We start from the raw sequence: 15,900 nt of genomic DNA, 5'->3' as shown, positions 1-15,900 counted from the left end.
ATGAACGAAGGACGCCGTATGACGCACCGGCTGGCTGCACGCCTCACGACCCTGTCCCGGGAGCGCGGCGCGACCGCGGTCGAGTACGGCCTGATGGTGGCGCTGATCGCCATCGTCATCATCGCTGCCGTCGTCCTGCTGGGCAACAACCTCTCGGGACTGTTCCGCAAGGCCGCCACCAGCGTCTGACCCACCGCGGCCGCCCAGCGGTCCCGAGGTCCTTCAGCGAGCCGTCAACGACGCCCGCAGGTGGACCGCGACCCGTTCGAGGATCTCCCGCGCCCGCTGAGGGTCGCCGTCGAGGAAGTAGTGGTCGGCCCCTGCGACGACGAGGTGCTCGACGGGCACGCCCGCGTCCGCGAGCCGCGCGGCATACGCGTCGCCCTCGTGGCGCAGGACGTCGTGCTGCGCCGTCACGACGAGGGCCGGGGCGAGGCCGTCGAGCCGCTCGGCGCGCAAGGGTGAGGCGTAGGCCTCCCCGCGGCGGGAGCCGTCGCGGAAGTACGTCGCGCGGACGAGCTGGAGCAGCTCCGTCCCGATCATGGCTCGAGGTGCTCGTGCCACCTTGGTGCCGACGGGCTCGGCCACGTCGAGCGACGGCACCCCGAGGACCTGGAGGGCCGGCCGGACAGACCTGTCGTCACGGGCCAGCAGGCACGCCGCCGCCGCGAGGTTGCCCCCGGCGCTGAGGCCGCTGACCGCCACGGCCGTGCCGCGGGGCACCAGCGTCTGGGCGGGCGACGCGGCCCAGGCCAGGACGTCGTGAGCCTCCTCGTGCGCCACCGGGTAACGGTGCCGGGGGGCGACGTCGTAGTCGACGTTGAGCACGACCACCCCCGCACGGGCTGCCATGTAGCGAGCCCAGAAGTCGTCCATCGCCGGGTACCGCATGACGAACGCACCACCGTGCAGGTGCACGAGCACCCCGGTGGGTTCACCGTGCGGCCGGTACACCTCGCAGCGCACCGAACCGTGGCGCGTCGCGACGCGAACCTCCGTCGGTGCTGCGAGGTCGCCGCCCTCGAACTGGAGGGCGTCGCCGTACGTCACGGTGCGCGATGCTCCGCGCCCCATGGTCCAGGCGGTCAGGTCGGCGCGGAGTCCCATGAGGGTGCTTCGACGCTACCCCCGAATCGGCTTGCCCTTGAACGCCGTTCGTGTGCGTCGTGAGGCCTCGGCCGGCGCCTGGTGCGGATGCACCGGCAGGTATGGCGCGTGGGGACTGCTCGCAGCGCCCCACCTCGGGTGAGTGACGACGGTGGGCCACCGCTTGGTTGAGACCGGGCTGGACGAACGGACGAGACGACCGTCAAGGCTTGGCCAAGTCGACCAGCCCGGCGCGGCCCAGTGCCCACGATGGAGGAGTCGCGGAGCCCCCGATCTGCGAGTCGTGGTGGTTCCCCTGACCACCCGACCACCTGGAAGCAACGGAGATCACCCATGTCTGTCGAGACCAGCACCTCAGCCCGCCGGACCGTCCTGAAGACGCTTGGCGTCGCCGCCGTCGTCGCCACCGGAGCTGCCGTCACCGGCGCCGCTCCTGCCGGCGCAGCCACGGCGCAGGACGACATCCTCCTTGACTCGTTCACCGGCACCGACGACGAGAAGCTCACCCAGGCGCTCGCCGTCGCGAAGGTCTCGTGCCCGCGCCGCGCCATCCGTCTCGCCGGCCGCGCCCACACCTTCACGCAGACGCGAACGACGTTCTCCGGCCTGCGGATCCTCGGCCCGAACGTCGGCTGGCAGAACCCCGAGATCTCGGGCACGGGTGGCGCGCTCCCGCAGTGCACCGTCACGCTCAACTGCGGCAACGCCGGCAACTCCTGGCTCGTCGGGACGAGCACGACGTACAACGTCACCATCGCCGGCATCACCTTCAAGTCGGGCAACGGCGTCACGCAGTTCTACCACCACCCCTACAGCGCCGGGACCTGCTACGCCGCCACCTTCGACACCCTGTCGTTCTACGGGTTCAAGCACGTCCTGGGCACCCCGGCCGACCCGTTCTCGATGACGCTGGTCACCACCAAGGGCTCCTGGACCTGCGTCGCGGTGCAGGACACGCAGTTCTCCCTGCGCGGCTCCGACAACTTCCTGTGGGTCGCCGGCGACATGAACTACGGCTGGGCCGGCGCCAACGGCGGCAAGTACCTCATCCGCTTCAGCAACCTGGCCAAGACGTCCGTCCGCCACATGTACCTCACCGCGCGCGGCGGCTCCCGCGCGATCCTCGTCGAGGGACCCGCGTCGCAGCAGGGTGGGCTCGACATCTCCGACTGCGTCGTGGAGGGACAGAACCTCAACGACCCGGCCATGGGTGCCCTCATCGTCGTCAAGGGCGGCGGCGTCTCCTTCACCAACACCAAGCTCAACTTCGGCATGGCCCGCCCCACCGACTTCACCGACCAGAAGGACACCGCGCTGATCATGGTGAAGGGCGGCACCGCGCTCATCACCAACACCTGGACCTGCCGCGCGAGCGCCACGTCCGAGTCCGTCCCGGTGATCGCCGTCTCCGGTGGCGCCGCCTACGTCTCCCGCGTCATGGGCATGGGTGGCGCGTGGGCCGGCAAGCCGAAGGTCGTCCGCACCTCCGGCACCCTCGTCGCCGACGAGACCGTGACCGTCGCCTGAGCGATCCCCCGTCCCTCAGCCCCCCACCCGCAGCGCCCCCACCCTCGTCGAGGGTGGGGGCGCTGTGGCATCAGCTCCGGCGGCCCAGTCGGGTCCAGGTCTCGACGACCGTGTCGGGGTTGAGCGACATGGTGTCGATGCCCTGCTCGAGCAGCCACTCGGCCAGATCGGGGTGGTCGCTGGGCCCCTGGCCGCAGATGCCCACGTACTTGCCCCGCGCCTTGCAGGCGGTGATGGCTGCGGAGAGCATGAACTTCACTGCTGGGTCGCGCTCGTCGAAGCCCGCCGCGACGAGGCTGGAGTCGCGGTCGAGACCCAGAGTCAGCTGCGTCATGTCGTTGGAGCCGATGGAGAAGCCGTCGAAGTGGTCGAGGAACTGGTCGGCGATGACCGCGTTGGACGGCAGCTCACACATCATGATCACGGACAGGTCGTTCTCGCCGCGGCGAAGACCGTTCTCCCCCAACAGCTTGATGACGCCCTCTGCCTCGGTGACGGTGCGGACGAACGGGATCATCACCTTGACGTTGGTCAGGCCCATGTCGTCGCGGACGAACCGCAGCGCCTCGCACTCCATGGCGAAGCACTCCCGGAACTCCTCGGAGAGGTACCGGGACGCCCCGCGGTAGCCGATCATCGGGTTCTCCTCGTGCGGCTCGTAGAGCTCGCCACCGACGAGGTTCGCGTACTCGTTGGACTTGAAGTCCGACATCCTGACGATGACCGGCTTGGGCGCGAACGCCGCTGCGATCGTGGCCACGCCCTCGGCGACCCGCTGGACGAAGTACTCCCTCGGCGAGGCGTAGGGGGCGACGGCCGCGTCCACGTGCTCGCGCACCGTGCCGGTCAGCTGCTCGTGGTCGAGCAACGCCTTGGGGTGGATGCCGATCTGGCGGTTGATGATGAACTCCAGGCGTGCCAGCCCGACGCCCTCGTTCGGCAGGCGGGAGAACGCGAACGCCTGGTCGGGGGTGCCGACGTTCATCATGATCCCGACGGGGATGTCAGGCATCGCCTGCATGTCCGTCTCCTCGACGGCGAAGTCGAGCAGCCCGTCGTAGACGTACCCGGTGTCGCCCTCGGCGCACGAGACGGTCACCTCGCGCCCATCCGGGAGCTCCTGCGTCGCATTGCCCGCACCTACCACGGCGGGGATGCCGAGCTCGCGGGCGATGATGGCGGCGTGGCACGTGCGGCCACCACGGTTGGTCACGATCGCGCTGGCCCGCTTCATGATCGGCTCCCAGTCGGGGTCGGTCATGTCCGCGACGAGGACCTCGCCCGGGTGGAAGTCGCGCATCTGGTCGGCTGACTTCAGCACCCGCACCGGGCCGGCGCCGACCTTCTGCCCGATGGCCCGACCCTCCACCAGCAGCGGCCCCTTCTCGTTGATCCGGTAGCGCGAGATCGTGGTCGCCGACTGACGTGACTTCACCGTCTCCGGCCGCGCCTGAAGGATGTAGAGCTGGTCGTCGGTGCCGTCCTTGCCCCACTCGATGTCCATGGGACGGCCGTAGTGGTCCTCGATGACCAGCGCGTGCCGCGCCAGCTCCTCGACCTCGGCGTCGGTGAGGCTCAGCAGCGGCTGGTCGGCCGGGTCGACGTCGACGAACTCCGTCGTCCTGCCCACGGCCGCGTCGGACGTGTAGACCATCTTGGTCGCCTTGCCGCCCACCCCACGCTTGAGGATGGCCGGGCGGCCGGCGCGCAGGCCCGGCTTGTAGACGTAGAACTCGTCGGGGTTCACCGCGCCCTGCACGACCGCCTCACCGAGCCCGTAGGACGAGGTGATGAAGACGGCGTCGTCGAAGCCGGACTCGGTGTCCATCGTGAACATCACGCCCGAGGCGCCGACGTCCGAGCGGACCATGCGCTGCACCCCGGCCGAGAGCGCGACCTCCTCGTGCTCGAACCCGTGGTGGACGCGGTAGGCGATGGCGCGGTCGTTGTACAGCGACGCATACACCTCCTTGACGGCCTGGAGGACCGCGTCGACGCCGCGGATGTTGAGGAAGGTCTCCTGCTGTCCCGCGAACGACGCGTCGGGGAGGTCCTCCGCGGTGGCGCTCGACCGCACCGCGAACGAGGCCTCGTCGTTGTCGGCCACCAGCTGGTCGTACGCGGCCCGGATGTCGGCCTCCACGTCGTCCGGCAGGGGCTGCCGGACGATGGCCTCGCGGACCTGCCGGCCGACGTCGGCCAGGGCGATGACGTCCTCGCTGTCGAGCCCGGCCATCAGCTCGACGATGGTCTGCGACAACCCCTCGTGGGCGATGAACCGGCGGTAGGCGTCGGCCGTCGTCGCGAACCCGTCCGGGACACGCACTCCCGCCGACGCCAGGTTGCTGACCATCTCCCCGAGCGAGGCGTTCTTGCCGCCGACCTGGTCGATGTCCTTCATGCCGATGGTGGAGAACCACAGGACGTTGGTCATGGGCGACTTCCTTCGTGGGAGGGGCGCGAACCCAGGGTTTGCAGGATGAGGGTGGACATCTCCTCGACCGACTTCGTCGTGGAGTTGATGACGGGTATGCCGTTGGCCTTGTAGAGCGCGTCGGCCCGGCGCAGCTCCTTGGAGCACTGCTCCAGGGACGCGTAGGGCGAGTTCGGGCGGCGCTGCTGGCGGACCTCGCTCAGCCGCGCGGGGGTGGCGATGAGGCCGAAGCACCGGTCCCCCAGCTGGGCGAGCGGGCGGGGCAGCTGCGTGCTCTCCAGGTCCTCGTCGAGCAGGGGGTAGTTGGCGACGAAGACGCCGTGCTGGAGAGCGAGGTACATGGTGGTCGGCGTCTTCCCGCACCGCGATGGCGCCACGAGGATGACCTCGGCCCGGTCGAGCGCGCGCAGGCTCTGCCCGTCGTCGTGCTCGATCGCGAACTCGATCGCCTGCATCCGCGAGTTGTACCGCTTGATGTCGCCGACGCCGTGCAGTCGTGCGGCGACCCGCGCCCCGGACTTGCCGAGGATCGCCTCGACCTTCTCCATGTGCATCTCGAAGAAGTCGATGATGGGGCACTTGGAGGTGTGCAGGATCTCGCGGACCTCGTCGGTCGCGGCCGTGGTGAACGCCAGCGGTGTCACCGGCCCGTCCATCGCCGCATCCAGGATCGCCACGACCTTGCGGGCCTCGTCGGCGGTGGCGATGAAGGGGATGAGGCGGCGTTCGAAGACGAGGTCCGGGAACTGGATGAGGAGTGCATTGCCCATCGTCTCCGCGCTGATGCCGGTGCTGTCGGACAGGAAGAAGACCGGGACTGCCACGTCCTGCATACCTCCTCCTCTCTGAGTCGGCCGTGTTCGCGTCGGACCCATCATGGCGAAGACCTCCCGCGCGGACACCCCCGGGCCGGTGACGAGGGTTGGGGAGAGCCATCGACGCGGCGAGGCGGGCGGACCGCGCGTCTGCCGTGAAGGTGGTCGAGCAGCGCCTCCGAGCTCAGACGAGGCGCAGGTTGGGCGACTTCGACTCCGGTGGAGGGTCCAGCTCCAGCAGGTCGGGCGCAGGTGCCTCCACCGTCTCGTGGGCCAGCTCGCGAAACAGCTCCAGGAGGGCTTGTTCGCTCAGGTCACCGTCACCCATGAGGAGGCCCCTGACGATGCCGGAGTCCCGGGCGGTCCGCAGCAGGGAATGCAGGTCCTGGTTGACCTCCTTGGTGTTGGCGAGGTCGAGCGCCAGCTCGACCTGGATCGCCATGAGCTCCGCCGTCATGGCCGCGAGCTGGAGCAGGCGTTGCGGCGCGGTCGTGGCCACCACGAGGTGCCCGACCGCTCTGCAGTCGGGTACCGCGATGTCGAGGAGCACCTCTGTGGAGAGTCTTGTGGGGCGTGACTGCTCTTGCTGCTCCTGGTCGGCGCTGACCACCAGTGGGTCGGCCCGGCCGGCGCGGGTGACCATCAGCTCGACGTGGCTGGCACCGGGCACGGCCTCCAGCACCATGGCCGGGGCAGCACGGACGATGTCGTCGAAGGACCTGCCGATCAGCCCGGTCGCCGCCTCGGCGACCGCCTCCAGTGCGCGACACGTGGTCGCCACGTCGCTGAGGATGGTGCTCACGTCGACCCACCGTCGCAGACCGGGCAACACTCGATCTCCCGAGCGTCCAGCTGCGTCGTGTCGCAGCGCCACATGGAAGAACCCCGTCCCGACGTGCCTGTGACTTTCCTGTCACCGCCGGGTCCGGGACGGCGCCACCGAAGTGGGTCACGGACAAACGTCGCAGGATGCCCAATTGCTGTCAAGGGATCGCACCGCCCCGGATCAGCCTCGCAAGGCCCCCATCGCGTCGAGCAGCAGGTCGAGACCGACGTCGAACTCGTCGGCGAAGTCGTAGCCGGCCTCGACGACCTCGGTGATGAGGGCGTCGAGATGGGGATACGGACTCGGCCCCTCGTGGTCGCGCACCACGTCGACGACGGGGGTGGGATCGGTGGGCAGGGCCAGCTCCTGCAGGACGAACCCGTAGACGTAGGCATCGAGGAAGGCCAGGACCTGCGCCGACCCTCGGCCAGCGAAGCCGCGAGCACGGAGGTAGCCGATGACGTGGTCCTGGTGTGCCAGCGTGATCGGCCCCGGCGCGGTACGGGACTCGACCAGCCCGATGGCCCAAGGGTGCCGGCGCAGGACCAGGCGCTCCGACACCGACCTCGCGCGCAGGCCGACTCGCCAGTCCTCACCCTCGGGGAGGGCCATCTCACTGAAGACCCGGTCGACGAGGGCATCGAGGAGCGCTTCCTTGTTCGCGAAGTGGTGGTAGACGGCCATGCCCTCCACACCGAGCCGTCGCCCGAGCGCCCGCATGGACAGTGCCGCCAAACCACCGTCGTCGGCGAGAGCCGTCGCTTCCTCGAGGATGCCCTGAACCGTCAGGGCGCCGCGCTGTAGGGGTTGCCCCTGACTCATCCCTGACTCCTGTTGCACCTGGGCATCGACCTTTACGAAGTAAAGTATCGTGCTTTACGCTGTAAGAGTCTCGTCGGGAGGTCATCTTGTGACTGCACTGTCTTGTGCCACGTCGGCGTCGACCGGCGCCCCCGATCGCACCGTCCGCTCGCAGAGCGCGGCGTGGAATCGTTGGGTCGCGCGGTGGTTGAAGGTCGCACCGCCGGCCGCGGTCGGCGGCAGCCGTGTCGTGAGGGCCCGCACTCCGGTGCGCCATCACCTCGTGCTGTGGGCGGCGGCGCTGCTCACCCCGGCCGTCTTCCTCGTCCCGGCCAGCTTCGTCGCCCGTCGCGGTTACACCGGCGAGTCCGACCTCGTCGTGGCCTCGGAATCTGGCTTCATCGGTGCCGACCTGTCGAGGCCCGTGACCGACTCGCCGTCCTTGGCCGAGCTGACCGCCGTCTGGCGGGAGTTCCACCTCGTCAAGGCACTCATCGCCAGCCTGCTCGTCCTGGCCCTCGTGGGCCTGGCCTCGACGGTGCGCCGTCGGATGGAGGCCGCAGGACGTGGTCGTCGCCGGCTCCTGCTCGTGGCCTACGGCGCAGTGGTGGTCTGGCTCCTCGGCGCGCTCACAGTCCTGCTCGCGAACGTGCAGGGCGCCGCAGCCCCGTTCGCGTCAGTCGCCTCGCTCCTGCCACCCGGGCACGCGTCCGGTGAGCTGTCCGGGGTCCTGGGTCAGCTGCGGCGCGCGGTGGAGGCCGGGGCCCCCTCCCCCGCTGGAGGGATCGCCAGTGAGCTGCTCGGCGACTTCACCCTCTACCACGCGGTGTTCGCGGTGCTGGCTGCTGTCACCGGCGTTGCGCTCGCCTCCTTGGCCCTTCGCGCGGTCTGGCGACGGTGGCGGCTCCGCGGATCGGCGCGCTCCGCGGACCCGACGTGGCTCGTGCAGACCACCCTGTACGGCGCTGCGGGAGGCATCTTCCTCGTGCTGTCCCTGGCGAACGCGAGCACGTGGGTGCACCCCGTTCCCGCCCTCCTGGCCTCCCTCGGGGGCAGCTGACCGCCCGCCTGACCACGGGTCTCCCGCGAAGTCGTCGCACCTGGTGGAGCCAACTGGCCCATCACCCCATACCCCTGAACGAAGGAGCACGACCATGGAAGGACTGCAAGCCACCACCACCCCGACCCAAGGCCCGATCGCTCGAGGCCGGTTCGTCGGCGCGGCCGCGATGGCGGTGGCCGTACTGGTGATCGTGGAGAACGTCGCGCTGGCAGCAACAGGCGCACCGTCCTTCGCCTCCCCGATGAACGAGGTCCTGGACTACTACGCGGCCAACCGCGCGGCGGTCGCGATCGCGTCAGGTGTCGTGGCCGTGTACCTGCCGCTGCTGCTCCTCTTCCTGACCGGGCTGGAGGGGCTTGTGGGCCGGCGCGGTGCGAAGGGCGCCGAGTGGGCGCGTCTCGCCGTCGCCGCTGGCGCGACGCTGTCGGGCGTCTTCGTCCTGGTCAACGTCCTGCAAGTCGGGCTCGCCCTCTCGGCTGGCGGCCAGTCGGAGCCGACTCCCCTACTCGAGCTCGTATGGCGCGTCCACGCGGCCGCGTTCGCGCTGGCGCTGCCGATGCTCGCGGCCACCTTCGCGGGCACGGCTCTGGCCACCCACGCGAGCGGTTTGACGCCGGCGTGGCTGCGCATGCTCGGCCTCGTGGGCGGCGGCCTGCTGCTCGCGGCAGGCATCGGGAACCTCGCCGTCGCCGACGGCTCAGCGCTGATCTTCGTGGGTCTGCTCGGCCTCGCGTCATGGCTCGTCTGGCTCATCGCGACCGGAGTGCGACTCGTCAGGTCATGACTCGGGTATGACCACTAGTGAGGTCGGGACACACGAGTCGGCCCGGGTCATCGCGCGGAACGACCTCTCATGCCTGCGGGTCCGTTCAGGGGTGCAGAGCCTGGTCCGCCTCGACGAGCCGTAGGTCGGTGAACCGCACAACCAGGCCCGAGCGCGTCGGCGCGCAGCACAGAAGTCCTACGCGGAGAGGCCCGGGCGGCAAGGGTGCGACCCGCACGAGCCGCCACGCTTCGTCACCGCTCCTGGCCCGCACCGTGAGTGCGTCGCCGTTGCGACTCGCCCGTACGACGACCTCGTGGCCCGACCACTCCGGCACTGGGGCAACCGACCAGTCCGAGACGCCCCGCGTGACGACTGCTCCCAGCTGCAGGACGCCGTCGGCCAACTCGACACCGGCCTTGATCCACTGCTCCTCGTCGGCACGGATCAGCAGGCCCGCCTGGTCGAACTGGGCCGAGAAGTCAGCGATGAACGTGACCTCGGCTGCCGTCCCGTCGGGGAAGTCGGCGAGCAGGGCGTGGCCTGTGTCGTGGATGAACCCGTAAGAAGTGGTTCGCCACAGGTCGCTGCCCTCCGCCGCCGTGACGAGCAGATCGTCCTGGTCGCGGGAGACCATCGGGGGCGGGTTCAGCCAATGAGTGTGCTGCCAACCCGTACGCCACCCGTCAGCCGGTCCGCGGTCGGTCACCGTGTCATCTTTTCACGACTGTGGGTTCGCGCGGTTGTAATGGACGTCCAACCGCTCGGCGCATGTCCGACGTCTGTCACAGGCAGTGCTGGGCGGTTGCCCTGACTGGGTGTGTCGGTACTGACGGCTCCGTGCACGACGCGCGTTTACCGGATCTGCCGATGAGCGGTCAGTTCTCGACCTCGTGATCCTCTGGCATCTTTCCCCGCCTCATGAACACCGAGAGCGCAGACGCAGCGGCATCGCAGAGCCGCCCCCACTCAGGTAGCGACTGAACCTCGAAGAGCGGCGGGTAGTTGTTGGGTACCGCTGACGCAGCGGCTTCCCACGCCGCATGGAAGTGGCCCATGGCCTCAGACTCGGGCTTGTCGTAGACGTCCGAGAGGTTGCCGTCCTCCCTCGGGTCCTTGTAGACCCAGTCCTCCCACTGGTTGATGACCTCGTACGGGATGTGTGCGATCGGAGCGTTTCGCTCGTACTCCCGTTGCTTTTCGAACGAGGAAGCGAGTTCGAGGTACTCGATGACGCGGTTCCGGACACGCTGCTCGACCACTCGCCGGCTCGGCGGGTCCTGTTCCTCGGTAGGGGTCTGCGGCATGCGGTGAGTCTGCCTGAGTCCGCACTCTCATGCCGCGGATAGGGCGATCGGTCCTGCCGAGATGGGGTGCGCGTTGGCGTTGAACCCGGCGATGCCAACCCCACCGGTACGACCCCTCGCGATAGCCTCCAGTCATGGTTGAGGTGCGAGGTTGGACCAGCCCCGATGCGTGGATCTTGGCTTCGATCACCACCTCGCGGCGAGGCTCCACTCTGCGCGGCTTGATCGGCACTGCAGATGCGTTCAACCACGACATCCCGAGCCGTGACCAACTCGCTTCCAGCGTCGGCGCCCTTATTGATGCCGGACTTGTTGACGTCACCGACGGACGGTTCCGCTTGACCAGCAACGGCAAGCGCATTCGAAAGACTTGGCGCGGCGGTGCCTTCGAATGGGGCCAGATGCTCCCGCGCCTGGAGCCCATACCTCGCAGTAGCCGGGAGTATCCGCTCACGAGCGAGGAGTGGCAGCGCGCGTATGACGAGTACTACCCGCCTCAGCGTCGGTCCCATTAATCCGCACGCTCATGCCGCAGATCGCGCGGCCGTGCCGATGAGCGGTGGGTCGAGAGGGATCAGTACACGTCGAGCTGAGCGCGCTCGCGGGTCTGATGCAGCAGGCCCCAGTAGCGGTTCGTGACCTCATCTCGCGCGAAGTGCCTGCTTCGCGCGTCGCCGGAGTGGGGCAAGCAGACGTAAACGTGCATGGGCCACCGCTCCGGCTCGGACCAGACCGAGTCTCCTTCGTGGCGCGCTCCCAGGAGGACCTGCGATCGAGGGAGGCCATCCACCTCGAGAGGTGGATCGAGCACAACCCACGCCCAGTCCGTGCGTTCCCCGATGCTCGCCTCACCGACGGGGGTCCTTCGGGCGCTCTAGCAGCTGCCCGAGGGCGCCCCGTCTGATTGCGGTGTGCGAGGCCAAGTTGGACCCGCAACCCGCCCCGCGATGGGGGCCGGATGTCTTTGGTTCAGGACCGTAGTTGGGTCACAACCGTCGACAGCGGTTCGTCCACCTCAAGGGCCGTAATGGCGTCAAGCTGCCAGTTGAGCTCGTTCTGCATGATGCGCTCGGCGGCGTCCGCGTCGGTCGGTCGAAAGGACGGCTCGCGGTAGGAGACTCTCGCATCGGCTGCGTCTCTGGCGCGGTTCGCTGCCCACCAAGCGTCCTCGCTGCCGCCCATGACGGCGCCAAGGGCGAGGGCGACGCCTGCCACTTCGTCGTCATCGAGGTCCGCGCGTATTTCAAGCCTGGCACGAAGGGGACCCAAGTCGTCCTGGGCGCCCAGTAGGGCTTCCCATCCGTGCACGAGTGCTGCTCGCAGTTCGGCCTCCCGAGGCGTGGCTTCCATCGCGACGAGATGCTCCGCGCACGCCAGGGCAAAGGCCGCCCGTCGCTGCGGGGCGAGCGCTCCTATGCGAAGGCGCAGCGCGTCCCAGGCAGTCGGTTCGGTCATGTGGCTCATGGTGCCAGCCAGCCGCCTCAACGCATCGGGACGGACCCGTGGTCAGGGCCGAGAACTGCCTCGCCGTCACCCTGCAATCAGAGGGCAGCGGCGACCGGTCTCTGATTGCAGAGCGAACGTCCCCGCATGCCGCGATCCGATGGATCAGGCCGTGGTCTGAGGTGAGAGGCGCGGCCACTCGTGCCAGCATCGATCGCAACCTGGAGCGCCGCAGTGCATCCATCCATCACAAATCGCATCTGGCTGCCATAGAACATGCTGGGCAATCGGGTGCTGGCACTGGTCGCACACCATAGGTGGCTCCCACTCCTCGTTCACCGACACCACACCAACATATCTGCGCCGTCGTCCGCTCATGCCGCGAAGCGCGAGGATCGAGCATGCCGATGAGCGGATGCTCGGGAAGCGTGATCCGAGGAGGTAGGTCCCGACGATCCAGTCGGCCATGCTCGGTCGCTCGCGGCGACGACGGGGAAAGGAGGGCGTGTAGAGCGGCCCCCGATGGAGTGCGACCTCGATGGCCGCTCAAACCTGGCTCCGAACTCGGATGCCAGTGGTCGCGTCAGAGCTGGTTCGCGCACGGTGATCTCTCAACGCGTCACTTCGGGGGCGCCATGATCCGGGCCTCGTTCACAAAGGGAGCCGAACGGCCTCTGGCCGCGTCGAAGGGTCGTGCCGAGGACAAGTCTGTGAGCCCCTTGCTTGCTCGTACGCCGACCGTGCACCCGTGGGCCCGACTGACGCGCGGTGCGACGGTGTGTCGGCAACAAGCACGGTCCGCATGGAACCATCGAGCGAGTTCGCGGGTGTATGTGCTGTGAGCGACTCGACTTCGACCAGCGACGCAGCGGTGCGCGATCTGTACCAAGGGTGCTACCCGCGCCTGGTGGCCGTCGTTGCTCTGGCGGCTTGCAGCCGTGCGGAAGCCGAAGAGTGCGTCCAAGAGGCGTTCATACGCCTATTGCGCGAGTGGCCCACCGTGTCCCAGTTCGACAGCCCAGAAGCGTGGACCCGGCGAGTGGCGTTGAGGTTGTTGTCGAACCGGCGCCGCAAGGCCCGCAACGGAGTCAAGGCCCTGATGCGCCTCGGCCATCCCGCGTCGCCTTCGGTGCCGACCGACGACTCCATGGACATCCAGCGGGCATTGGCGAGTCTGCCGTTGGCGCAACGGCAGGTTGTGGTCCTGCACTACCTCATCGGGTTGGGGGTGGCCGAGACCGCCGCCGAGCTGGGGGTCGCCCAAGGAACCGTCAAGTCCCGGCTGAGCCGCGCCCGCGTCACGCTCAGTCCCCTGCTGCGTGAGGAGGCCCACCATGCCTGACCTGTCCGAGCTCCTGGCCGCGGAAGCGCGCCGACAGGAGCCGACCAGCCAGCCCCCGTTCGAGGACCTGATTCGGGCACGCCGAGGGCGCGACCGTCGAGGGCGCATCGCCGCAGGTTCCCTCCTCGTGGCGGCCGTTGCCGGTGTGGCACTGGTTCCCACGCTCGTTGCTGCGCAACGACCCCCGACCACAAGCGTCGTCGTCGGGCCCGGATCGGCGGCAACGGTCACAGGCGTCCTGCGCTCCAGCGGAGGACCGGTAGGTACTGGGCAGTTCGGCTTGCCTGGCGTGATCGTGTTCGAGTCAGCCACCGGCGAGACCACCACCACCAAAACTGGGAGCGACGGCACGTTCACGACCGCCGTCAAGCCAGGGACGTACACGGTCACCGGCACCAGCCCGCGATACGGCGACGGGAAGTCCACGTGCCGCGCCACTGACCCGGTCACGGTCAGCCGAACCGACCTCGCGAGTGTGACGGTCTTCTGCCAGATGAGAACCGCTGCGGCCCCGCCCGCCGGGTCGCTCACGGCTCGCCTGATCCTGCCCACCACCACGATCCGCACCGGCGAGTCGGTGACGGCCCAGATCATCCTGACCAACAACACCGGGCAGGAGATCCACCTGGTCGGGTGCGGGCCCATCTACAGAGTGCTCCTGACCGGGAACGGCTACACGCCCGGTCCCTCATGGTTGGACTGCGCCAAACCGATCACGATCCCCAAGGGCGATACGACTTACCCGGTCACGGTTGCCGCGACCTACAGCGAGTGTTCACCCCGGGGTGACCAGGGTTTCGCTTCCTGCCTGCCCAACGGCTCCATGCCGGGCCTACCCCCGGGCCGGTATGCAGCAACCACGTGGGGCGTAGCCGACCAGGTGCCCGTCCCGGCTCCCGTCACAGTGACCGTGAAGCCGTAGCGCACTGAGGTCGGCACGAGCAGGCTGTGACCGACTCGTCACTGTCAACGAGCGAGCCTTCCACGCAATTGCCCGCAGGAGCGGAGTGCGCACCTCGATGATCTGACGACGAGCGACCCGGCCCGATTGGCCTGCCGGCGGTCTGCTCGTATGGAGCACAAGGGTCGCCACAGCGCTCAGGGCCGATTGTCCAGCAGGTCCCGAGGCTGGCACCGGTCCCCCAACAGCCCTCGCGAACCCGGCGGGGCACCGTTGTGTGTCTACAGGTATCCGCCCCACCCGCCACCGACGACGCCCCGGGAGGTGAATTGCGCGCGGGCGTTGCCGGCATACCAGCGTAGGTAGCCACGACGGTCGACCGTGAGGAGGTCTGCGGCTCCGTCGTCGTTCCAATCGGTGCTGAGGATGGTGAGAGCGTTGCTGAACCCGCTGCCGATCTTGTATCCACGGTGGGCAAACCCTCCATGGCCGTTGCCAGGGAACAACCAGATGGTGCCGTCGGTGCGTAGACCCAGAATGTCGGGGTGGTGGTCGCCATTCTGGTCGCCAGCCCCGAGCAGCTGGCGGTAGCCGCCCCAACCGCTGCCAAGACGCACACCGCCGGCGAGGGTGTCCTGATTGGTGTGCCGGTAGTAGTACAGCTCGCCAGTGGCTTTGACGCCCATGACGTCCGGTTCACCATCGCCCGACCAATCGTCGGAAGAGAACACCTTGGACATTCGGGTCCACCCGCGCGACAGCGCGTACTCATAGTTGAGGTTCCACTGATGGACGCCCGTGGCGAGATGCTCGCGAAACGTGCCGTCGTAGTTGACGCTCCAGAAGGTGCGGATCTCGTTCTGGGGAACGGGTCCGTAGTGGGGAAGCAGGATGCGCTCGTCCTGAAGGTTTCTACCGATGATTGCCGTGCTGCCCGTGAATCCGCCTCGGCAGTTGCCCCGGTGAAGTGCAACCACTCCGGCGGAGCTCACAGTGACCAGGTCTGAGCACGTGTCGTCCCAGCTACCCGTGGCGATGATTCGCTGCCCGTGCGCTCGTGGGATGACAGTCTGCGACACCTTCGGCCCGAGCCCTATGTCGCTGTTGGCTTGCACCGCGATCGTGTACGACTGCATGTCCGTCAAGCCGGTGATCGTGACCGATCGTGCGGACGCACCGACCGTGACGGTCTTCTCGGGCTGGACGACGGTGACGACGAACCCGGTGGTCGGTGTGTCTCCGCTGTAGGGCGCCAACCACCGTACGGTCACCATCTCCTCCCCCGGCACGATGGTGGGGCTGTGCATGATCGGGGGAACGGTCACGTTGGGCGCCAGTCCGGCGAGACTGGCATTTCCCACTGCAGTGCCGCTGACGGTCCGATTCCCGTCGACGGCAGAAGCCGACCCGGCACTGAGGGCAGGAACGGTGACTGCGATGAGCACACCCAGGACAAGAGCGGACCGCCGACCACCTCGACCTGTGACAGGACGGTGAGACCCATGTTCGTTCTGCGCGCCACCCGACATGACTGCCCCCAAATCACGCCAGACCGTTCCGGCTGAAGGAAT

At 68.4% G+C, this 15,900-nt stretch carries 16 protein-coding genes; 7 read left to right on the top strand and 9 right to left on the bottom strand.

Going from position 1 to position 15,900, the window contains the following annotated elements:
• Window positions 1-189: a Flp family type IVb pilin gene (locus ACYVKF_RS15015; protein WP_460967469.1), complete on the top strand. Its 189-nt coding sequence runs from the start codon at window positions 1-3 to the stop codon at window positions 187-189.
• A 33-nt stretch (window positions 190-222) separates the two neighbouring features.
• Here ACYVKF_RS15015 and ACYVKF_RS15010 read toward each other — a convergent pair whose 3' ends face one another.
• Window positions 223-1,107: an alpha/beta hydrolase gene (locus tag ACYVKF_RS15010; protein WP_460967467.1), complete on the bottom strand. Its 885-nt coding sequence runs from the start codon at window positions 1,105-1,107 to the stop codon at window positions 223-225.
• A gap of 333 nt (window positions 1,108-1,440) precedes the next feature.
• On the opposite strand from ACYVKF_RS15010, the gene ACYVKF_RS15005 reads away from it, so the two are divergent.
• Window positions 1,441-2,634 carry a hypothetical protein gene (locus tag ACYVKF_RS15005; RefSeq protein ID WP_460967465.1) on the top strand — a complete coding sequence of 398 codons (1,194 nt, stop codon included), beginning with the start codon at window positions 1,441-1,443 and terminating at the stop codon, window positions 2,632-2,634.
• Between the two features lie 70 nt (window positions 2,635-2,704).
• Here the strand turns inward: ACYVKF_RS15005 and ppsA are convergent, their stop codons facing one another.
• The 4 genes from ppsA to ACYVKF_RS14985 form a co-directional block, all read right to left on the bottom strand.
• On the bottom strand, window positions 2,705-5,068 hold the full coding sequence (gene ppsA / locus ACYVKF_RS15000; protein ID WP_460967463.1) for a phosphoenolpyruvate synthase: 2,364 nt from the start codon (window positions 5,066-5,068) through the stop codon (window positions 2,705-2,707).
• A complete protein-coding gene (locus ACYVKF_RS14995) occupies window positions 5,065-5,901 on the bottom strand; it encodes a pyruvate, water dikinase regulatory protein (RefSeq protein ID WP_460967461.1) in 837 nt (278 codons plus the stop codon). The genes ppsA and ACYVKF_RS14995 overlap by 4 nt, the downstream gene beginning before the upstream one ends.
• A 166-nt stretch (window positions 5,902-6,067) precedes the next feature.
• On the bottom strand, window positions 6,068-6,685 hold the full coding sequence (locus ACYVKF_RS14990) for a hypothetical protein (protein WP_460967459.1): 618 nt from the start codon (window positions 6,683-6,685) through the stop codon (window positions 6,068-6,070).
• A gap of 204 nt (window positions 6,686-6,889) precedes the next feature.
• Window positions 6,890-7,531 carry a TetR/AcrR family transcriptional regulator gene (locus tag ACYVKF_RS14985; RefSeq protein WP_460967458.1) on the bottom strand — a complete coding sequence of 214 codons (642 nt, stop codon included), beginning with the start codon at window positions 7,529-7,531 and terminating at the stop codon, window positions 6,890-6,892.
• 247 nt (window positions 7,532-7,778) lie between these two features.
• Here ACYVKF_RS14985 and ACYVKF_RS14980 point away from each other — a divergent pair, with 247 nt between their 5' ends.
• Both ACYVKF_RS14980 and ACYVKF_RS14975 read left to right on the top strand, forming a co-directional pair.
• Window positions 7,779-8,570: a hypothetical protein gene (locus tag ACYVKF_RS14980; RefSeq protein ID WP_460967457.1), complete on the top strand. Its 792-nt coding sequence runs from the start codon at window positions 7,779-7,781 to the stop codon at window positions 8,568-8,570.
• A 94-nt stretch (window positions 8,571-8,664) separates the two neighbouring features.
• A complete protein-coding gene (locus ACYVKF_RS14975) occupies window positions 8,665-9,357 on the top strand; it encodes a hypothetical protein (protein WP_460967455.1) in 693 nt (230 codons plus the stop codon).
• Between the two features lie 85 nt (window positions 9,358-9,442).
• Here ACYVKF_RS14975 and ACYVKF_RS14970 read toward each other — a convergent pair whose 3' ends face one another.
• Both ACYVKF_RS14970 and ACYVKF_RS14965 read right to left on the bottom strand, forming a co-directional pair.
• Window positions 9,443-10,045 (bottom strand): DUF1349 domain-containing protein, encoded by a 603-nt coding sequence (locus ACYVKF_RS14970; protein ID WP_460967453.1) that lies wholly within the window; start codon window positions 10,043-10,045, stop codon window positions 9,443-9,445.
• A 169-nt stretch (window positions 10,046-10,214) separates the two neighbouring features.
• On the bottom strand, window positions 10,215-10,643 hold the full coding sequence (locus ACYVKF_RS14965; protein ID WP_460967451.1) for a hypothetical protein: 429 nt from the start codon (window positions 10,641-10,643) through the stop codon (window positions 10,215-10,217).
• Window positions 10,644-10,777: 134 nt separating this feature from the next.
• Between ACYVKF_RS14965 and ACYVKF_RS14960 the strand changes: the two genes are divergently transcribed.
• Window positions 10,778-11,158, top strand: a complete 381-nt coding sequence (locus tag ACYVKF_RS14960; protein WP_460967449.1) for a hypothetical protein — start codon at window positions 10,778-10,780, stop codon at window positions 11,156-11,158.
• Window positions 11,159-11,612: 454 nt separating this feature from the next.
• Here ACYVKF_RS14960 and ACYVKF_RS14955 read toward each other — a convergent pair whose 3' ends face one another.
• Window positions 11,613-12,107 carry a hypothetical protein gene (locus ACYVKF_RS14955; RefSeq protein ID WP_460967448.1) on the bottom strand — a complete coding sequence of 165 codons (495 nt, stop codon included), beginning with the start codon at window positions 12,105-12,107 and terminating at the stop codon, window positions 11,613-11,615.
• 781 nt (window positions 12,108-12,888) lie between these two features.
• On the opposite strand from ACYVKF_RS14955, the gene ACYVKF_RS14950 reads away from it, so the two are divergent.
• Window positions 12,889-13,428 (top strand): RNA polymerase sigma factor, encoded by a 540-nt coding sequence (locus ACYVKF_RS14950; protein ID WP_460967447.1) that lies wholly within the window; start codon window positions 12,889-12,891, stop codon window positions 13,426-13,428.
• 295 nt (window positions 13,429-13,723) lie between these two features.
• The gene (locus tag ACYVKF_RS14945; protein WP_460967445.1) at window positions 13,724-14,350 is read left to right on the top strand and encodes a peptidase associated/transthyretin-like domain-containing protein; all 627 of its coding nucleotides are present in this window, start codon (window positions 13,724-13,726) and stop codon (window positions 14,348-14,350) included.
• 260 nt (window positions 14,351-14,610) lie between these two features.
• Here ACYVKF_RS14945 and ACYVKF_RS14940 read toward each other — a convergent pair whose 3' ends face one another.
• Window positions 14,611-15,774, bottom strand: a complete 1,164-nt coding sequence (locus ACYVKF_RS14940) for an FG-GAP-like repeat-containing protein (RefSeq protein WP_460967444.1) — start codon at window positions 15,772-15,774, stop codon at window positions 14,611-14,613.
• Window positions 15,775-15,900 lie beyond the last annotated feature (126 nt).

The organism is Pedococcus soli, assembly GCF_054782575.1.
The sequence above is the reverse complement of the archived record's forward strand: the minus strand, read 5'-3'. Positions and strand labels throughout refer to the sequence as shown.

Excerpts from the sequence above, each read along its gene's own strand:
- ACYVKF_RS15015 (WP_460967469.1), top strand. The coding sequence starts at position 1 with ATGAACGAAGGACGCCGTATGACGCACCGGCTGGCTGCACGCCTCACG.
- ACYVKF_RS15010 (WP_460967467.1), bottom strand. The coding sequence starts at position 1,107 with ATGGGACTCCGCGCCGACCTGACCGCCTGGACCATGGGGCGCGGAGCA.
- ACYVKF_RS15005 (WP_460967465.1), top strand. The coding sequence starts at position 1,441 with ATGTCTGTCGAGACCAGCACCTCAGCCCGCCGGACCGTCCTGAAGACG.
- ppsA (WP_460967463.1), bottom strand. The coding sequence starts at position 5,068 with ATGACCAACGTCCTGTGGTTCTCCACCATCGGCATGAAGGACATCGAC.
- ACYVKF_RS14995 (WP_460967461.1), bottom strand. The coding sequence starts at position 5,901 with ATGCAGGACGTGGCAGTCCCGGTCTTCTTCCTGTCCGACAGCACCGGC.
- ACYVKF_RS14985 (WP_460967458.1), bottom strand. The coding sequence starts at position 7,531 with ATGAGTCAGGGGCAACCCCTACAGCGCGGCGCCCTGACGGTTCAGGGC.
- ACYVKF_RS14975 (WP_460967455.1), top strand. The coding sequence starts at position 8,665 with ATGGAAGGACTGCAAGCCACCACCACCCCGACCCAAGGCCCGATCGCT.
- ACYVKF_RS14965 (WP_460967451.1), bottom strand. The coding sequence starts at position 10,643 with ATGCCGCAGACCCCTACCGAGGAACAGGACCCGCCGAGCCGGCGAGTG.
- ACYVKF_RS14960 (WP_460967449.1), top strand. The coding sequence starts at position 10,778 with ATGGTTGAGGTGCGAGGTTGGACCAGCCCCGATGCGTGGATCTTGGCT.
- ACYVKF_RS14955 (WP_460967448.1), bottom strand. The coding sequence starts at position 12,107 with ATGAGCCACATGACCGAACCGACTGCCTGGGACGCGCTGCGCCTTCGC.
- ACYVKF_RS14950 (WP_460967447.1), top strand. The coding sequence starts at position 12,889 with ATGGAACCATCGAGCGAGTTCGCGGGTGTATGTGCTGTGAGCGACTCG.